The sequence below is a fragment of the Bradyrhizobium sp. CSA112 genome (assembly GCF_029051645.1).
Classification (GTDB): Bacteria; Pseudomonadota; Alphaproteobacteria; order Rhizobiales; family Xanthobacteraceae; genus Bradyrhizobium.
In genome coordinates this window covers 273333-291294 of the sequence record NZ_JAACFS010000002.1, presented here as the reverse complement: position 1 = coordinate 291294, position 17962 = coordinate 273333, and the positions used below count along the sequence as shown (strand labels likewise).

Annotated in this window: 14 protein-coding genes and 1 pseudogene; 7 read left to right on the top strand and 8 right to left on the bottom strand. The window is 62.4% G+C overall.

Going from position 1 to position 17962, the window contains the following annotated elements; all coding sequences use genetic code 11:
- Positions 1-15: 15 nt before the first annotated feature.
- Both GWE18_RS06305 and GWE18_RS06300 read left to right on the top strand, forming a co-directional pair.
- Positions 16-633, top strand: a complete 618-nt coding sequence (locus GWE18_RS06305) for a TetR/AcrR family transcriptional regulator (RefSeq protein ID WP_275184931.1) — start codon at positions 16-18, stop codon at positions 631-633.
- 4 nt (positions 634-637) lie between these two features.
- Complete coding sequence (locus GWE18_RS06300; RefSeq protein WP_275184930.1) at positions 638-2755, top strand: alpha/beta hydrolase; 2118 nt, start codon at positions 638-640, stop codon at positions 2753-2755.
- A gap of 18 nt (positions 2756-2773) precedes the next feature.
- On the opposite strand, the gene hisI is transcribed toward GWE18_RS06300, so the two are convergent.
- Together hisI and folE are read right to left on the bottom strand one after the other, a co-directional pair.
- Entirely contained in the window at positions 2774-3214 is a 441-nt protein-coding gene (hisI, locus tag GWE18_RS06295; RefSeq protein WP_275184929.1) for a phosphoribosyl-AMP cyclohydrolase, read from the bottom strand.
- A gap of 67 nt (positions 3215-3281) precedes the next feature.
- Positions 3282-4004, bottom strand: coding sequence for a GTP cyclohydrolase I FolE (gene folE / locus GWE18_RS06290; RefSeq protein WP_275184928.1), 723 nt, complete (start codon positions 4002-4004; stop codon positions 3282-3284).
- Between the two features lie 233 nt (positions 4005-4237).
- On the opposite strand from folE, the gene GWE18_RS06285 reads away from it, so the two are divergent.
- A complete protein-coding gene (locus tag GWE18_RS06285) occupies positions 4238-4687 on the top strand; it encodes an iron-sulfur cluster assembly scaffold protein (protein ID WP_275184927.1) in 450 nt (149 codons plus the stop codon).
- Between the two features lie 140 nt (positions 4688-4827).
- Here the strand turns inward: GWE18_RS06285 and GWE18_RS06280 are convergent, their stop codons facing one another.
- Positions 4828-5757: a hypothetical protein gene (locus GWE18_RS06280; RefSeq protein ID WP_275184926.1), complete on the bottom strand. Its 930-nt coding sequence runs from the start codon at positions 5755-5757 to the stop codon at positions 4828-4830.
- A 237-nt stretch (positions 5758-5994) separates the two neighbouring features.
- On the opposite strand from GWE18_RS06280, the gene yidD reads away from it, so the two are divergent.
- Positions 5995-6345, top strand: coding sequence for a membrane protein insertion efficiency factor YidD (gene yidD / locus GWE18_RS06275; RefSeq protein WP_275184925.1), 351 nt, complete (start codon positions 5995-5997; stop codon positions 6343-6345).
- A 28-nt stretch (positions 6346-6373) separates the two neighbouring features.
- Here yidD and GWE18_RS06270 read toward each other — a convergent pair whose 3' ends face one another.
- Both GWE18_RS06270 and GWE18_RS06265 read right to left on the bottom strand, forming a co-directional pair.
- Positions 6374-7588, bottom strand: coding sequence for a hypothetical protein (locus tag GWE18_RS06270; RefSeq protein ID WP_275184924.1), 1215 nt, complete (start codon positions 7586-7588; stop codon positions 6374-6376).
- A gap of 2 nt (positions 7589-7590) precedes the next feature.
- Positions 7591-8961 carry an amino acid permease gene (locus GWE18_RS06265; protein ID WP_275185159.1) on the bottom strand — a complete coding sequence of 457 codons (1371 nt, stop codon included), beginning with the start codon at positions 8959-8961 and terminating at the stop codon, positions 7591-7593.
- A gap of 295 nt (positions 8962-9256) precedes the next feature.
- Between GWE18_RS06265 and GWE18_RS06260 the strand changes: the two genes are divergently transcribed.
- A complete protein-coding gene (locus GWE18_RS06260) occupies positions 9257-10582 on the top strand; it encodes an alpha/beta hydrolase (RefSeq protein ID WP_275184923.1) in 1326 nt (441 codons plus the stop codon).
- An 18-nt stretch (positions 10583-10600) separates the two neighbouring features.
- Here GWE18_RS06260 and GWE18_RS06255 read toward each other — a convergent pair whose 3' ends face one another.
- Positions 10601-11194: a hypothetical protein gene (locus tag GWE18_RS06255; protein WP_275184922.1), complete on the bottom strand. Its 594-nt coding sequence runs from the start codon at positions 11192-11194 to the stop codon at positions 10601-10603.
- A 125-nt stretch (positions 11195-11319) separates the two neighbouring features.
- On the opposite strand from GWE18_RS06255, the gene GWE18_RS06250 reads away from it, so the two are divergent.
- Complete coding sequence (locus tag GWE18_RS06250) at positions 11320-11895, top strand: hypothetical protein (protein WP_275184921.1); 576 nt, start codon at positions 11320-11322, stop codon at positions 11893-11895.
- A 56-nt stretch (positions 11896-11951) separates the two neighbouring features.
- Here GWE18_RS06250 and GWE18_RS06245 read toward each other — a convergent pair whose 3' ends face one another.
- Together GWE18_RS06245 and GWE18_RS06240 are read right to left on the bottom strand one after the other, a co-directional pair.
- Positions 11952-14240, bottom strand: coding sequence for a TonB-dependent receptor (locus tag GWE18_RS06245; RefSeq protein WP_275184920.1), 2289 nt, complete (start codon positions 14238-14240; stop codon positions 11952-11954).
- A 139-nt stretch (positions 14241-14379) separates the two neighbouring features.
- Positions 14380-15569 (bottom strand): annotated as a pseudogene (locus GWE18_RS06240) (MFS transporter).
- 302 nt (positions 15570-15871) lie between these two features.
- Between GWE18_RS06240 and thrS the strand changes: the two are divergent.
- Complete coding sequence (gene thrS / locus GWE18_RS06235; RefSeq protein WP_275184919.1) at positions 15872-17917, top strand: threonine--tRNA ligase; 2046 nt, start codon at positions 15872-15874, stop codon at positions 17915-17917.
- The last annotated feature ends 45 nt before the right edge of the window (positions 17918-17962 follow it).

Sequence of the window (17962 nt, the reverse complement as noted above, 5' to 3'; positions counted from 1 at the left end):
GCATCACGAGGCACCATGGCGCGCGCGGCAGTGAAGAAGATTGAGACCAGCACCGGCTTGCTCGAAGCTGCCAAGAAAGTGCTGCGTCGCGCCGGCTATGCCGGACTGTCCACCCGTGAAGTCGCGGCAGAGGCAGCCGTGCCCTTGAGCCAGATTCATTATCACTTCGGGTCCAAGCAGAACCTGGTCCTCGAGCTGTTCGAATATCTCAACGCTCAGCTCCTGGACCGGCAGAACAAATTGTTCGGTGACACGTCACTGAAACTGTCCGAGCAGTGGGACCGCGCCTGCGACTACCTGGATGAGGACATCGCCTCAGGCTATGTGCGGGTGCTGCAGGAGCTGATCGCCGTGAGCTGGCATGACGCGGAAGTCGCCAAGGTGATCCGCGCCGGCCTTATGGGTTGGGTCGATCTGATCGTGGGAGTGGTCCGGGCGGCTGAACAGAAGATCGGTCCCCTCGGCCCCTTCTCGGCCGAGGAGGTCGGCGCGATCGCCGCCTCCTGCTTTATCGGGGGCGAAAGCCTGTTCCTGCTCGGCTTGGAAAAGAAGGGCTCACCGATCCGCGCATCGCTTCGTCGCGTCGGTGACCTCATCCGGATTGCGGAAGGATCCTCGTCAGACAAGAGGTGATGCCATGCGGGCAAAATTGCCTGATAGCGCGGGTTTCGTCACCCGCGACGGCGTAAATCTCGCCTACGAAATTTATGGTGACGCCACGGACACCATGCTGTTCATCCCGCCCTGGAGCATCGTTCACTCGCGAATCTACAAGGCGCAGCTACCTTGCTTCAGCGAGCGCTTCCGCTGCATCACCTATGACGGGCGCGGCAATGGCAAATCCGATCGCCCCAGGGATGTCGCCGCCTACACGCTGGACAATTATCTGGCCGACGCCCTCGCCGTGATGGATGCTCTCGACGTCGGCCAAGCGATCCTGGTCGGGCTCTCGTTCGGCGGCCTGCTCGCCTCCGTTCTGGCGGCGTATCATCCCGAGCGCACCAGGGCAGCGATACTTGCCGGTACGGTCTCGACCATCGGACCTGCACACTACGAAAGGTTGGCCGCATCGCACTTTTTGGCCGCACGCGACCGTTATGAAGGCTGGGACAAGTTCAACCGCGATTACTGGCTGAAGAACTATCCCGACTTCGCTGAGTTCTTCATTCGCAACCTCTGCAGCGAGCCGCATTCGACCAAGCAGATCGAGGACGGAATCGGCTGGGCCGCCGAGACCAGCGGTCCGACGCTGGTCAGCACAGTGGAAGCGCGCAGCATTCCTCCCGGCTTCGACGTCAGTGAAGAAATGTACCGCAAGATTCGCTGTCCGGTTCTGTTCATCCATGGCGACAACGACCAGATCCAACCCCACGAGCGCGCGAAGGCCGCGCACGCGGCGGTGAGCGGCTCGGAGTTCGTCACGATCAGAGGCGGCGGACATAACCCGCTTGGACGGTACCCGGCAAAGGCAAACACGCTGATCAACGACTTCGTCGATCGAAGACTCGGCATCGCGGCGCCAGCGCGCCGGATCGTCCAAGGCAACAAGGCCGGGAAACGTGCCCTCTACCTCTCCTCGCCGATCGGCCTCGGGCATGGCCGCCGCGACATTGCCATCGCGCGCGAGTTGCGCAGGCTCCATCCCGATCTCGGCGTGGACTGGCTGGCGCAGGATCCGGTCACGCGTCTGCTCGAAGCCAGCAACGAGCAGGTTCATCCGCTAAGCGCGCGGCTTGCCAGCGAGACGCGGCATATCGAACTCGAAAGCGGCGAGCATGAATTGCACTGCTTTCAGGCGCTCCGCCGCATGGATGAAGTGCTGATCAGGAATTTCATGATCTTCCAGGAGGCGGTCGAGCAAGGCGCCTACGACCTTGTGATCGCGGACGAAGCCTGGGACATCGACCATTACTGGCACGAGCACCCCGAACTGAAGAAAGCGAGGCTTGCCTGGCTGACGGACTTTGTCGGTTACGTCCCGATGCCATCCGGCGGCGAGCACGAGGCGTTCCTTACGAGCGACTATAACGCAGAGATGATCGAGCATGTCGAACGGCATCCGACGGTGCGCGATCGCTCGATTTTCGTAGGTACACCTGAAGACATCGTGCCGCTGTCGTTCGGCGCAGATCTGCCTCCGATGCGCGACTGGATACCGAAGCATTTCGATTTTACCGGCTACATCATTGGCGAGCATCCGCAGGGCTTCGGTAGCCGGGAAGCCCTTCGCGAAAGACTGGGTTACCGCGACGACGAGCGGATTTGCATTGTCACCGTCGGCGGCTCAGGCGTCGGTGCGCACCTGATACGGCGCATCCTGCAGGCCTATCCCATGGTGAAGGCAAAGCTTCCGGACCTGCGCATGATCGTCGTCGCCGGCCCGCGCATCGAAGCGGCGTCGCTGGCCGCGCCTGCGGGCGTCGAGGTACGGGCGTTCGTCGCCAATCTCGATCGCCATCTTGCGGCCTGTGATCTTGCGTTGGTGCAGGGCGGGCTGACCACCTGCATGGAACTTGCTGCCGCCGGCACGCCGTTTGTCTATTTTCCGCTACGAAATCATTTTGAGCAGACCTTTCACGTCGCTCATCGCCTTCGCCGCTACGGCGCAGGAATTCAAATGGATTTCGCCGCCTCCACGCCGGACATGATTGCCGATGCGATGATGCTGGCTTTATCGAGGTCGGATAAGCCGAAACCTGTCGAGGCCGATGGGGCAAGACGCGCAGCGCGCATGATCGCCGAGCTGCTGGAATGACGGTCAGACAATCCGAAGCTATTCGCGGTAGACCGCCTTCGGATCGAACAGGCGGTCGGCGTCGACGAACGACAATCGCGCACCGTTATCGACCTTTCGGTAGAAACAGGACCGCCGGCCGGTGTGACAGGCGGCACCGATCTGCTCCACCCTGATCCAGACCGCGTCCTGATCGCAATCCATCCGCATCTCGACCACGCGCTGGGTCTGACCCGAAGTCTCGCCTTTTCGCCACAACGCATTGCGCGAACGGCTGAAATACCAGGCGTCGCCGCTTTCGATCGTCTTGCGCAGCGCTTCGTCGTTCATGTGCGCGACCATCAGCACGTCGCCGGTCGCCGCATCGGTCGCGACACAGGTCACGAGCCCGGACGCGTCGAATTTGGGCTGGAATTCCAGCCCTTCTTCGCGGTCATGGTCATGTTTTGAAGCGGACACGGAAAGCCTCGCAGAATCCATAGCGTTTTCAAGCGAAGTGGACGCCGGTTCGCGTGAAGAAAACGCGTCAATCAAAGAAGCGACGAGGTTACCGGTTCGGTCCTCGCACCAGGGACAGGAAACGCTGCTGCTCCGCCGGATTGTCGCGGAACATGCCGGTGAACCGGCTGGTGAACGTCATGGCGCCATGCTTGGCGACGCCGCGCACCGACATGCAGGTATGCTCCGCCTCGATCAGCACGGCAACACCGCGGGGTTTTAGGACCTCGTCGATTGCAGCCGCAATCTGAGCAGTCAGGTGCTCCTGGGTCTGCAGGCGGCGGGCGAAGATGTCAGTCAGCCGCGCCAGCTTCGACAGGCCGACCACCCGCTCCACCGGCGTATAGGCGATATGCGCCCTGCCGTAGAACGGCATCATGTGATGCTCGCATTGCGAGGTGAATTCGATGTCGCGAACCAGGACGAAATCGTCGTAGCCCGCGGTTTCGCCAAAGGTGCGGTCCAGCACCTCGGCCGGGCACTGGTGGTAGCCCTGATAGAGTTCGTCGAAGGCTTCGACCACGCGGCGCGGCGTATCCAAAAGACCCTCGCGGCCGGGGTTCTCCCCGATATAGCTGAGCAACGTATGTACGGCCTGTTCGGCCTCCGCGCGCGACGGTCGCGGCAGGTCGGCGCGGACGGCGGCGGCGAGGAACTCGGCCGGGTCGAGCTCGGCCGAGCGGGTTTCCGGGGCCACATCGGGCGATTTCACTTCGGAAGGCCTGATTTCAGAAGGCTTGCCTGGGCGGAGGGATTTGATCAATGCGTCCATGTCTTCTCCGTTCGACCGGCCACAAAGACCGGAGTGTCACCGGGCAGACGGGGCAGCTTTGCCGCCGGGCGCCTGAGTCCCATCCACAAAAACGCTGGCGGCCGAACTGGTTTCCATGTCGGGCCGTCTTCGGCGAACGGCCGGGCTGTTTTTCCGCCGTTCCTGTCCATATATAGGACGATGAAACCCAGCCGCCAAGGGCACCCGCACCGCCGCCCGGGACACCGATTCTCATGCTGAACGACATCTACAACAAGCGGATCATCGAACTGGCGGGCAATATCCCCCGCATCGGCCGCCTCCCCGACCCCCACGCCAGCGCCACCGCCCACTCCAAACTGTGCGGTTCGACCGTCAAGGTCGACCTCAAGATGGACGGGTCCGTGGTCACCGACTTCGCCCACGACGTGAAGGCCTGTGCACTCGGCCAGGCCTCCTCCTCGATCATGGCAAGCCATGTCGTCGGCTCGACGGCTAGCGAGTTACGCGAGTTGCGAGAAACCGTCCGCAAGATGCTGAAGGAAAATGGCGGCCCCCCGCAAGGCAAATGGGCCGACATCGCCTTGCTCGAACCGGTGCGCGACTACAAGGCGCGGCACGCCTCGACCATGCTGACCTTCGACGCCGTGGTCGACGCCATCGGCCAGATCGAAGCAAAGGCCAAGCAGCCGGCGTCGGCGTAAGGGGCGAGCCCAGCATACCGTCGTCATACCCCGCGAATGCGGGGTATCCAGCACGCCGGGAATTCTCGATTTATCCCAACGCCGGGGCGTACTGGATCATCCGCTTTCGCGGATGATGACGTAGTCTGCCAGGATACGGCTTACTTCTGCTGCGGCTGAGCCGGCGTCGGCTGGGCCGGCGCCGCCGCAGAGCCACCCGTCGGAGCCGCGGCTTCGGCGGTCTTGGTGGACTTGCCCGGCTGCGCCTCGCCCCCGACGGTGGAACTGACGAAGCGGTCCTGCGGCTTGGCGGGCTTCGCCTCGGCCATCGGCACCGACGCATTGTCCTGCGGGAACACATCGGCGGCCGCATCGGTCGTGATGAGGTTGGCCAGGCGCAGTTCACCGCGCGACAATTCGTGCAGATCTTCCCACGGCGGCACGCTTAGCGCGAGCGACAGCAGATCGCCGGTTCCGCCCATTTCGAAGGTGTATTTCGTGAGCCGGCCGATGTCGCGCTGCACGATCATCAGATCCTGCGCGGTGTAGCTCGCGGCCTTGGCATCGTCGGCACGATCGCCCATCCAGATCTGGTGCACGCGGACGTGCGCGACCGGCGGCACGTAGCGGGTCTTGCCTGACAGAAGCAGGAACACGCACATCGACTCGCAATAGGCTTCCGGCGCCACGCTCGCGCGTTCGCCTTGCGGGGTCTTCGTGCGCACGGTGGCGCCGACCGTGGTCAGCGCACCGAGATTGCGAAACCGCCGGCCAAGCGCGATGGAATCGTTGACCGAGCCGCCGCTGGAATCCAGCACGATGGTTGCGCCGGCGAGCTGACGATTCTTGGCGAATTCGTCGAACTCCTTTGGACTTTCTGAAGTGACGATGCCGACAGCCGAGACCCAGCCTCTGCAATCGGGCTGGCACGCATTCCATTTGAAACGCATCGGCTGTTTGCGTTCTTCGAGGGTTCCGCCGGCGTGAGCCGAATTACCCAGCGCCGTGATCGCGCCAGGCAATGCGAGACAGAGGGCGGTGGCGCCGAGAAGCGCCCAGCCGCGAAATTTCAGCGACCTCACAAACCTCAATTTGGTTCCTTCCCCCAAGCCCCGTCCACGAATAGCGGCAATGGCTCCGGTTTTATCGCAAGATGATTCTGTCATCGATCCGTATCAAAACGGTAACTGTGCTGTCCTGTGTCGTCCATAATACCTTGGATTGCTGCGCTGCTTCGCAGTGCGATAATTGTGAACTGTGGCGTAAATATCTGCAGGCATTAAGTTCCTTGCTTGGGAACGCCCGCAAAACTACGTACATAGTTCGGCATGGTGCCCGCAGACCGTTCGTCACGTCAAAAACAATGCACGGATTGTGCCAGCACAGTCCGTCGTCTGCCGCGAAATGCGGGACGCGTGCTGATCTGGATCTACCGGCACACACTGTCGCTGCTGGTTGGCTACAACTGCCGGCATTTGCCGACATGTTCGGTGTATGGCGATGAAGCGATCGAGCGCTTCGGCCTATGGGGCGGCGGCTGGATGACGCTGGCGCGGATCCTGCGCTGCCATCCCTGGGGCACGTCCGGCATCGACAACGTGCCACTCACAACACCTCCGGGCGCGCGCTGGTATCTACCGTGGCGCTACGGGCGCTGGCGCGGCGTCAACAGTTCGTGAATGCGACGCTTCACCTGAGTTTCGCCGCTTAGCGCCAGAAGAAAAATCCGCCTCGCGGCTGCGGTCCGATATCCGCCGGCGGTCGCGGCCTGCGCGGTCGTGGCGGCGACAGCGGCGCCTCGGTCGACGACGTGGCGTCGGCGGCGGTCGACCCATCGTCAGGCAATCTCACCGAGAGCAGCAAATTCGATTCTGGCGTGCGCCATCGATAGCCGATCCCGAAATCGATCGGCTGCGCGCGCCGGAACAGCGCGGCGTAGGATTCCTGATAGCGCCCCTCGAATTCGTCGATCGGTCCCAGATAACGGCCGAACGGGAAGAAGCGCCATTTCTTCGTGCTGTAATAGGCAAGCGGGATTCCGGAATCGTCCTGGATGATGGTGGCGCTGTTGTTGAGCAGGAAGTCGCGCACCGTGGTGAAGTTGCCGGAATGCAGCAGATAGGAGGCGCTCTTGATCAGGCTGTTGCCGGGCGCGAGCGTCGCACAGAATTTCAGGAAACCGCTCGCCTTCACGCCGGAATTGGAGAGATCGGTCGAGAAATAATACAGGGTCTTTTCCTGACCGTCGCTGCCGGCGAAGATGATGCGCACGCCGCGTACGGCGTTCGGCCCGGGATTTTCGCCCGCGAAATATGCCGCCCCCTTGTCGTCCAGCGAGATCGGACTGACGCCCTTCACGGTCATGCCCGAGCGCGCCAGGAACACGTAGAGGATAGGCAGTGTGCCGCTGATCTGGTCCGCCTGCAGATCGGTCTTCATCTGCTTGGTGATGAAGAAGCTGAAGCTCAGGATCGAACCGAGCGAGCGCTCGACGTTGTAGAGCGCAGACGCGATGCCGCCGCGCGACAATCTCGAGAGGTCAGGCACCGAACCCACCGGCTCGAGCGCGCTCAGCACGTAGGTCGAAGCTTTCGAATAGAATGCGTTCGCATAGAGAAAGTCCGGACCTGAGAACATGTAGAACATGGTCGGCCGCGGCGCCGCCAGATTGGTATCCGCCCAGGCGCGGATCCGCGATAGTTGGCGCTGCTCGAGTTTCTCGAACGCGGTGTCGAAAAATTTGGCGTGCCGCTGCCAGGCCGGATCCCTGGTGAGCGGCGCGAGCGGCGATTCCGCCGACGGCATCATGCCCGCCAGAAATTTCGCGGTGTCGTCCACCGTTGCGGTTTGGGCATGAACGGCAGCCACGGCCGCCAGCAGCATGACAGCAGCAAGCGTCGCCATTCTCAGGGAATGCAGCATGTTCATTCGTGGCCTGCTGCGGCCGCGGGGACTTGATTTTCCCGCTTGCGGAAGACGGCGTAAATCAGGAGACCGGAAAACATGATCAGAAGACCAAGGAACGAGCGCAGCGGCTGTTCGGTCAGGAGATAGTACATCATGAAACCGGTCACGAGCAGGAAAACCACCGGGGTTACCGGGTATCCCCAGGCGCGGTAGGGCCGCGGCAGGTCGGGATGCGTAATCCGCAGCTTGATGACCCCGAGCACGGTAAAGAAAGAACAGAACAACAAGGAGAACTGGATGAATTCAAGCACCGCCTCGAAGCTGCGCGTAAACAGCATCAGGCTCGCGACCGTGAGTTGAAACAGAATGGCGTAAGCCGGCGCACCGCCGGGCGACCTTCGGGCGAACGCCCGCAGCACTGGAATGTCCTCGCCCATCGTCATCATGACGCGCGGCCCGATCCACATCATGGCACTGATCGAGGAGATCAATCCGAAGCAGATCATCGCGCCGACAATGCGGCCGCCGATTTCGCCGAAGATGTGACTGCCGGAAATCCGGGCGACATCGAGTTGGCCGGCGAGCTTGTCGATCGGCGCGGTATGCAGGAACACCGCGTTGAGCGCGACGTACAATACGAGCACGATCAGCGTTCCGATCAGCATCGCGCGCGGCACATTGCGCTCCGGCGACCTCACCTCGCCGATGATGTAGGTCGCCGCGTTCCAGCCCGAGAACGAATACATCACGAATACCAGGCTGATCGCGAACGGCGCGCTGACGATATGGGTGAAGTCGGAGGCTGAAGGCGCAAACGACACCGGCTGCGCCGTGCCGATTATGAAACCGCAGGCAAGAAAGGCTATGATCAGCGCCACCTTCAGGATGGTGGCGATAAGCTGGAAGGTCGAGGAATGCCTGATGCCGGCGAGTTGCACCAGCGACACCAGCCAGACCACACCGACCGCGAGCACCACCGGCGGCGCATCTGGAAGCACCGACCTGCCGTACTCGCCGAACGCCATGGCGGCCAGCGCGACGGGCGCGGCGAAGCCGACCGTCGCCGACACCCAGCCGGCCACAAAGCCGAAGGCCGGATGATAGGCCCGGCCGAGGAAGTTGTACTCGCCGCTCGAGCGCGGAAACATCGCGCCGAGTTCGCCGTAGGAAAACACCCCGCACAGCGCGACGATGCCGCCGACGGTCCAGAGCAGCAGGATCGAAAAGCCGGAGGGAATGTCCTTGACCTGAAAGCCGAGGCTGGTGAAGACGCCGACGCCGACCATGTCGGCAACGACGATGGCGACCGCCACCAGGACCGAAACGCCGGAGCCGCTGCCGGAGCGCGCGCCGGGCCAAGCCGGGCTTCCCGTTTCTGATGCCGCCATCTCGGACCGTACCTTCAGCGCCGCAGCCAGGAACTGCATCGTGCAGGCTGATGCCCCTCAATTCAAGCAATGTTAACAATGGCTTAAATTACGACACGAAATCGGTTTTATGATACCGCCGGCGGCACCGTGCCACTACCGGATTGCGAAAACATCGTGACGGTCCCACAATCGCGACACGATTGCGTGGTCTCCTCGGGGCTTCCGGACGTGGGGAGTTTTCCGGACGCTTAACGTCGCCTAAACGCGTGCGAGCTTACGCCGGTTGACAGTGGATCTTGGGGCATTGGGGTGGATGGTCGGAGCAATTCCGAAATTCCAGATAGCTGATCGCGCCAGCCGGGCGATGTCCTCGGTCATGCGGCGCCGCGCCCTGCCCCTTCGTTGGCACTTGGCTGCGATGGCTGCGCTGTTCGTGCCGATGTCCTTTCTCCTGGTTCAGTGCGGCAAGGCGCCGAACGCCGAAATGCTGGCAGCGAACACGGAAGGCGCAAAGTCCCGGGCCGCCAAGTCCCAGGCTTCGTCCGATACATTCGACGACCGTTTCCCCAAACCGCAATTCGCCGACCGTTTCCCGACTGCGAATGAAAGCCTGCCCCAAGAAAGCGTGCCCCAGGTACAGCGGCAGGTCGCGCTGGCACCTCAGCAGCGCACGGTTCGCGCGGAGCCCGTGAGGGTCGCGTCGCTAACGCCGACGCTGACCCTGCCCCGCGGCGAGCGCGAAGAGCTGACCACACTGGTCAGCATGAAGTCCTCGGCCTTCCCCTATTTCGGCACCAACCCGCGCTCCGAAGAGCCGTTCCTCAACATCACCAAGGGCGACCGCAAGGGCCACCGCAGCCATAGCGGCCGGGTCTATTGGCAGGACGAGACCTACAACGATAGCCGCGTGCTGGTGCATGTCCCCGAGACTTTCGATGTCAGGAAGCCGGGCGTCATCGTGGTGTTCTTCCACGGCAACGGCGCGACGCTGGAGCGCGATGTGCGCGACCGCCAACTGGTGCCGCAGCAAATCTCGGATTCCGGCGTCAACGCCGTGCTGCTCGCGCCACAAATGGCCGTGAACGCCGCGGACTCTTCGGCCGGCAAATTCTGGCAGCCGGGCGGCTTCAAGCGCTTCATCGATGAATCGGCCAGCCACCTCGCCCGCCTCTACGGCGATCCGAAGTCGGCGCAAGCTTTTGCGAACCTGCCGATCGTGATCGTCGGCTATAGCGGCGGCTTCCTGCCGACCGCCTGGAGCCTTGAGGTCGGCGGCCTTTCCAACCGGGTCCGGGGCGTGTTCCTGCTCGACGCCGTCTACGGCGAACTCGACAAGTTCGCCTCCTGGATCGAGAAAAACCGGACCGGCTTCTTCGTCTCTTCGTATACCCGCTACACCAAGCGGCACGATCTGGAGCTGATGCAGATGCTCCGCGACCGAGGGATCACCGTTACCGAGAGCATGGACGGGCCGCTGCGGCCCGGCAGCGTGGTATTCATGCAGACGCCTGACGGCGTCACCCACCGCGATTACGTCACGCAGGCCTGGACCGAGCATCCGGTCAAGGACGTGCTGGTCAAGATGGCGGCAACGCCCGCTTTGACGCGGGTCGCCAGCACGCCATACGCCAACCGATAGCCTCGCCTCGCCGTACCATCAGGCTCGCGGTGAGATCTTGCCGCATGTGTCTGTTACGTTATAACATTGCACATTCCATCTTACGGGACAGTGATGCGCCGACTTCTTGCTATCGCGATGGTTCTTTGCGGAATGTCCGGCGCAACCAGCGAGGCGCACGGGCCCGCAGCCGAACATCGCACCCACGCTGCGGGCACCGCGCAGGCTTTTCGGCTCGTGGTTGCCGATGCCAAGGCGGCGGCACTCAAGATCTATGATCTCGAAAACGGCCAATTGCTTGCCGCACTGCCCCTGGCAAGTCCGGCGCGGCTCCACGCGGGACCCTCTGGCCGTTATGCGTATGCCGTGCAGCCCGAAGCGGATGAAGTCGCTGTCATCGACGCCGGCATTGAGCTGGGGAGCCACGGCGATCATGCCGACATAAAGATCTCCGCTCCAGCGCTTCTGCCTTCGCGGCTTCGCGGCTTGCGCCCTTCGCATCTCACGCACGACAACGTCCGTGTTGCTGTGTTTTTGGACGGCGACGGAACAGCCCAGATTTTCAACGAGCAAGACTTCGTCGCGGGCCGCATGGAACGCATTCAGCATGCCGAAACGGGCGTCAAGCATCACGGCGTGGCCGTTCCGGTCGCAAGGCGTTTGGCCGTCACCATTCACCTGCAGGCGAAGGCCTTCCGGATGCGATCGAACTCCGCAGCGAGGACACGGCAAAGCCGCACCGGATTGAATGCCCAAGCTTGCACGGCGAAGCGACGACGAGCCGCTTCGTCGTCTTCGGATGTGCAGATGGCGTTGCGATCTTCGAGATGGCACGCAACGACGTCGTCAGTCGCCGGCTCCCCTATCCAGCTTCGCTACCGCCTGGACGCTTGATCCGCCGCATGACCGGCGCAACCGGATTTACATTCGTTGCCGGTGATTTCGGTCTCGACGGCATGGTCATCGTCGATCCTTCTGCTGCGGATGGGGACTTCCAATTCATCGCTCTGCCGGCGCGCAGGATGGACTTCAATCTCCATCCGGAGTCGGGAGACCGGCTCTTCGTCATCGTTGAGGATGGTACCCTTCTCGGCATCAACCCGTTGACCGGCACGATCGAAGCCCAAACACGCGTTACCGGGCGCTATGCGATGGATCAGAGCACCGTCCGCCCGCGGATCGCTTCCATCGGCCCGTATGTCGCCGTCTCCGACCCGCGTACGGGCGAAGTGGCAATTCTCGACGCAACAACCCTCGCCGAGCGACAGCGTATCAAGGTAGAGGGCGTCCCCTCGGACCTGCTTGCGATCGGAGGGGATGGCGTGAGCCATTGAATGATTGGCGCCGTGAACGATCGGCGCCCGCTGCTAACGAGCATTCCTGGACCTGCCTACCACCGTGTACGGAGAGAAAGCTCGAAGGTCCGCGGCGCGCCAAGAATGACGTAATTCGCGTCCGTGGCCCACGCTGCATAGACCGCGTCGGTGATATTGCGAACGCGGAACGTCAGGTCGGCGTTTTGCGCAAAACGGTAGGTGGCAAAAACATCCGCGGTGGTGGCAGACGGCAACGTCACCAGGTTGGCATCGTCAGCCTTGATGGAGGCCTTGTGATTGATCCACCCGCCGACCGCCCAATTTGTGAACGGCTGCCACGTGGCACCAAAATTCGCCACGACCTGCGGCACATTCGGCGGCGTATTGCCCGTGTAGTTCGCGATCGTACTGGTTCGATATTCGTCATACCGGGCATCTACGTAGGCAAAGTTCGCCTCGAGACGCAAAGTCTCCATCGGGCGGTAACTGCCGGAAATCTCAAAGCCGCGGGATGACTGCTTGCCCACCTGAACCGTGAATCCCGTCAGCGGATCGGTCGAGGGGATATCGGTCTTTTCGATGTGATAGACGGCTGCCAACAGCTCACCTCGCCCGTTCGCGAAGGCGTGTTTGATGCCGCCTTCCACCTGGCGCGCATTGGTGAGGCTGAAGGGGGTGTCGGTGACGCCCAATGTGAACAGCGCAAAGCGCGGCTCAACCGCAGTTGCATATTGCGCGTAGAGCGTCGTGTCGGCGCGAATATCCCACAATGCACCCATGCGATAGGTGCTGGGTTCGAACGTCTTGCTGTAGAGCTGGTTCGTCGGCTGCCGATTGTAGTCCACCTCCATTTGATCGACCCGAAACCCGCCAACAATCTTGACCCCCTTGAGCACTTCCAGGCGCGCCTCGCCGAAAACCGCCTTCTGCGTCAGGTCCGCGCGCACGTTTTGCGTTCGTGCAGTGCCTCGCGTGAAGAAGTCCGTCGGCGCGGGATTGTAGGGATCGACGAATTGAAGCGATGTCACCTCGTTGCGCGGACTGTCCCATCGCGTGCTTGCAACCTCAACGCCCATGACCGTCGACAGCGGCATCGCTGCCAAGCTACCGTTCCAGTTCACGTCGAAACGATCGCCAACGAAGCGATGGTCGTAGCCGAGATTCTCCCACGTTTGCCGGCAGACCTGGTCCGTACCGGTGTTGTTGAGGAGGTTCTGCCCGCGGAAAGAGCAGGTGCCGCCTGCGGGAATGTAGGCAAAGCGGTATGTGTTGATCCAATCGCGATCGGATTGATAGGACCAGAAGCGATTGCGGATCTTTAGCTCCTCGGTGTCGTACGTCGTGTTCCAGCGCAGCCACAGCACGCTGTCGTCGTATTTGTTGTTCGGCAGGTTGTTGTAGTTGACCTCGCGGAGATCGGAGCGGATTTGCCCTCGCACTAGGGGCGTGCCCCAATACGCGTTCTCGATTTTCGATTTCATGTAGTCAAAATCGACGGTCGATGACAATTGCGGCGTCACGTCCCAGCGCAAGGCGCCTGCGACATTGCCGTATCTGACCTGGTTATCATCGACGGGGCCGTTGTAGCCGTTGACGACGCCGTCGAGCCGATAAGAGAAGCCGTTCCCCAGCGGACCTCCCTTTCCCACGGCCTGGCGGACGCCTTCGCGCGTAGTGAGCGAGGAGATTGTTTCGAACGGCTCGTTAACCCCGCTCGGTTGCTTGCGAACGAGATTGACGGCGCCGCCGATGGCGCCTTCACCGTAAAGGACCGACGCCGGTCCGCGCAGCACGTCTACCCTATCGAAAGTAAAACTGTCGTAGTTACGCGTGCTGATCGTGGTGTTGGTGACACGGATTCCGTCATAGAGCACCGCGACGCCGTTCTCGGTGAACCCGCGTGTCGATGCGACGCCGGCAGCTCCTGGCCGGACGGCGGACGTGAAGCCGGTCAGGCCTTGCAGGGCGTCCACCCAACTGGTCCTGCCTCGCTCCTGCATCGTCGCCTGATTGATGCTCTCCACGCTGGCGGCGATGTCGCGAGCCGTGCCCGGCAGTCGCGATCCGGTCGTATTGGGTATGTTGAGATCGGTCGTCGAACGGATGTGATCGCGCGGCAAGCCTCCCGGCCATCCGTCGATTGGGCCTTGCGGCGCTCGATCCGCGCCGGTCTGCGCCAGGCGTGCGATGGACGCAGCCCGCACCTGCGAGCGCTTGCTCGTTCGCTGCTTTTGCTTGGTGGCTGGCCGTCCTTCCACCGTGATCGCAGGCAGGACAGCCTGGGGGACGGCTTGAGCAATGGCGGGGCGTGGACCGCCCCCGGCAAAGGATGCTGCGGCCAGCACTGCCAAGAAGGCTGCCAAGAACCGCGTTCGGCGTCCGATCCGCCTCCTGATTCCATCCCAATCGCCAATCTTTTCCATTACTTACAGCCCACAAACGTAATGTTATAACATTACCTTTATGGAACTCGCGCAGGGATGTCAAAACCTTCGGCCGGGATCAGTGCGGTGCGCTCTCTTGGACCTTGGTCGGCTTGGTTAGAATCACCGTCACCAGCGCCAGCGCGACGAAGGCCGCCCCGACATAGCCCGCGGCGTAGAGCAGATCGTGTGCGTATAGAAAGCCGCCGATCGCCGATCCTACCGCCTGCCCGATATAGAGGACCGATGTGTTGAGCGACACCGAGGCGGATGCGAGCGAAGGCGCCGCGCCGACCAGCCGCACCTGCTGCATCGAATTGGTGGAAGCAAAGCCCAGGCCCCAGATAGCGACGGACACGGCCATCAACGGATAGATCCCGGCGCTCAACGCCCAGCCGGCGAGGCCTGCCAGCAACACCGAGGTGAACAGAAGCGAGGTCTTCCACGCACCCCAGGAATCGACAATGCGGGTTCCGATCGCCGTGCCGATAACGCCGCACACGCCATAGACGGCGAACACCAGCCCGATCGCGTCGGGCCCTGCGCCCGTCAGCCTCGCCAGCAGCGGACCCATGAAGGTGAACACCACGAACTGGCCGGACATCTGCAGCGTGGTAATCGACAGCAACAGCACGATCAGCCGGTTGCGGCCAATAGCGGCCCAGGTCTTGAGGTCGACCGGCGCGCCCATCAGCCCGCGCGGCAGGCGCCAAGCCAGAAGGATGAAACTCACGCAACCCACCAGGCCGATGCTGCCATAGGCCGCGCGCCAGCCGTATCGGCTGGCGATCAACGTGATCAGCGGCAGGCCGACCGCCGCCGCCAGCGACCAGCCGAGAAAGATATAGGCGATGGTGCTGCCGCGCTTTGCTCCGGCACGATCAGCGCGGCTGTCCCGGCCGCCTGCGGCGTATAGAGCGCGCCGACCGCGAGCATGACCAGGCGGATGATGAGCAGGCTGGTGTAGTCGGGCGCCAGGGCGGAAGCGAAGTTGGTAAGGGCGAGCACGCCGAGCGTCACTGTGAGCAAGGGGCGGCGCTCGATCCTGGAAGTCAGCCACGCCGTAACCGGTGAACCGACGCAGAGCATGATCGCGCCGAAGGTGATCAGAAGACCCGCAGTACGAATGCTGACGTCAAGACCGGAAGATAACTCGCCGAGCATGCCCGCCGGCGCCAGCACTGCGCAGCCGATGACCACATTGCCAAGCATCAATGCTGTGGGAGCGAAGCGGCGTTCGGTGTAGACGGGCACGGGCACATGTTTCATGCACGTGCATGTACGCGGCGAGCTGCGTCAAGAAAAGGACGCGATGCCGGACTATTTGTCATCACCGTCATGAGATTTATTAATTTGACGCGCTGACGTCCCGCGGGCTCTGCGCGCATTGTCGGGCTTGAAGAAGCAATCCGCCTTTCCGGGGGCAATGAGGCCCCGGATATAGCGCCCGCGGCTGCTTCCATCACGCCCTGTTTAGCAAATTGCCCGATTGCAGGAGCCGAATCGCCTGCTATACCGCAGCTTTCCGCTTACCTGCGCTCGTTCGCAGGAGTGAGCTTTAGGAGATGCCAATGCCTGACAGCAATGCACCCGCATCGGGGTTCCAATTTGGCCTTGCGAATTTGAAACCGGCCGAGCCCTTGGAAAAGATCACCCTCACCTTCCCGGACGGCGCAAAACGCGAGTATGCCAAGGACATCACTGGGCTCGACATCGCCAAGGGAATCTCACCCTCGCTGGCCAAGCGAACGGTGGCGATGGCGCTTGACGGGGTGGTCGCCGATCTCAACGACCCGATTTCGCACGATGCGAAGATCGAGCTTATCAACCGTGAAGACCCCCGCGCGCTGGAACTGATCCGCCATGACTGCGCGCATGTGCTGGCGGAAGCCGTGCAGTCGCTGTGGCCGGGCACGCAGGTCACCATCGGCCCGGTGATCGAGAACGGATTCTATTACGATTTCTTTCGCAACGAGCCGTTCACGCCGGAAGATTTCGCCGCGATCGAAAAGCGAATGCGCGAGATCATCGCGCGCGACAAGCCCTTCACCAAGGAAGTGTGGGATCGCGAGAAGACCAAGCAGGTGTTCCGCGACAAGGGCGAGGCCTTCAAGGTCGAACTGGTCGACACCATTCCCGGCAACGAGCCGATCAAGATCTATTTCCAGGGCGACTGGTTCGATCTCTGCCGCGGCCCGCATATGAATTCGACCGGCAAGATCGGCAACGCGTTCAAGCTGATGAAGGTTGCGGGCGCCTATTGGCGCGGCGATGCCAACAACCCGATGCTGACGCGCATCTACGGCACGGCGTTCGCCAAGCAGGAAGAGCTCGACACCTACCTCAAGCAGATCGAGGAAGCCGAGAAGCGCGACCACCGCAAGCTCGGCCGTGAGCTCGACCTGTTCCACTTCCAGGAAGAAGGCCCCGGCGTGGTGTTCTGGCACCCGAAGGGGTGGACCGTCTTCCAGGCGCTGATCGCCTATATGCGCCGCCGACTGACCGGCGACTACGACGAGGTCAACGCGCCGCAGATCCTCGACAAAGCGCTGTGGGAGACTTCGGGCCATTGGGACTGGTACCGCGAGAACATGTTCGCGGCGCAGTCGGCCGGCGACGAGGCCGAGGACAAGCGCTGGTTTGCGCTGAAGCCGATGAACTGCCCGGGCCATGTGCAGATCTTCAAGCATGGCCTCAAGAGCTACCGCGACCTGCCCTTGCGCCTTGCCGAATTCGGCGTGGTGCATCGCTATGAGCCGTCGGGCGCGATGCATGGCCTGATGCGCGTGCGCGGCTTCACCCAGGACGACGCGCACGTGTTCTGCACTGAGGCGCAGCTTGCCGACGAGTGCCTCAAGATCAACGACCTGATCCTGTCGACCTACGCCGATTTCGGCTTCGAGGGCGAGCTCACGGTCAAGCTCTCGACCCGGCCGGAGAAGCGCGTCGGCACCGACGAGATGTGGGATCATGCCGAGCGCGTGATGGCGACCGTGCTGGCTGAAATTCAGGCCAGCGGCAGCAACCGCATCAAGACCGCAATCAACCCGGGCGAAGGCGCGTTCTACGGGCCCAAGTTCGAATACGTGCTGCGCGACGCCATCGGCCGCGACTGGCAATGCGGCACCACGCAGGTCGACTTCAACCTGCCGGAGCGCTTTGGCGCGTTCTATATCGACGCCGACGGGTCCAAGAAGGCGCCGGTGATGGTGCACCGCGCGATCTGCGGCTCGATGGAGCGCTTCATCGGCATCCTGATCGAGCATTTTGCCGGCAACTTCCCGCTCTGGCTCGCGCCGACCCAGGTGGTGGTCACGACCATCACCTCCGAAGGCGATGAATACGCCAAGGTGGTTGCGGCTGCCGCGCGGCGCGCGGGACTCCGCGTCGATATCGACCTGCGCAACGAGAAGATCAACTACAAGGTCCGCGAGCACTCGCTGGCGAAGATCCCTGCCCTGCTCGTCGTCGGCAAGAAGGAAGCCGAGACCCATTCGGTCTCCATCCGCCGGCTCGGCAGCGATGGGCAGAACGTCATGCCGACCGCCGAGGCGCTGGCCGCTCTCGTCGAGGAAGCGACGCCGCCGGACGTGAAGCGGGCGCGGGCGGCGATCTGATCATAATCGGTCTAAATCGGCTTCCGCTGGACCGGCTGTGCCACT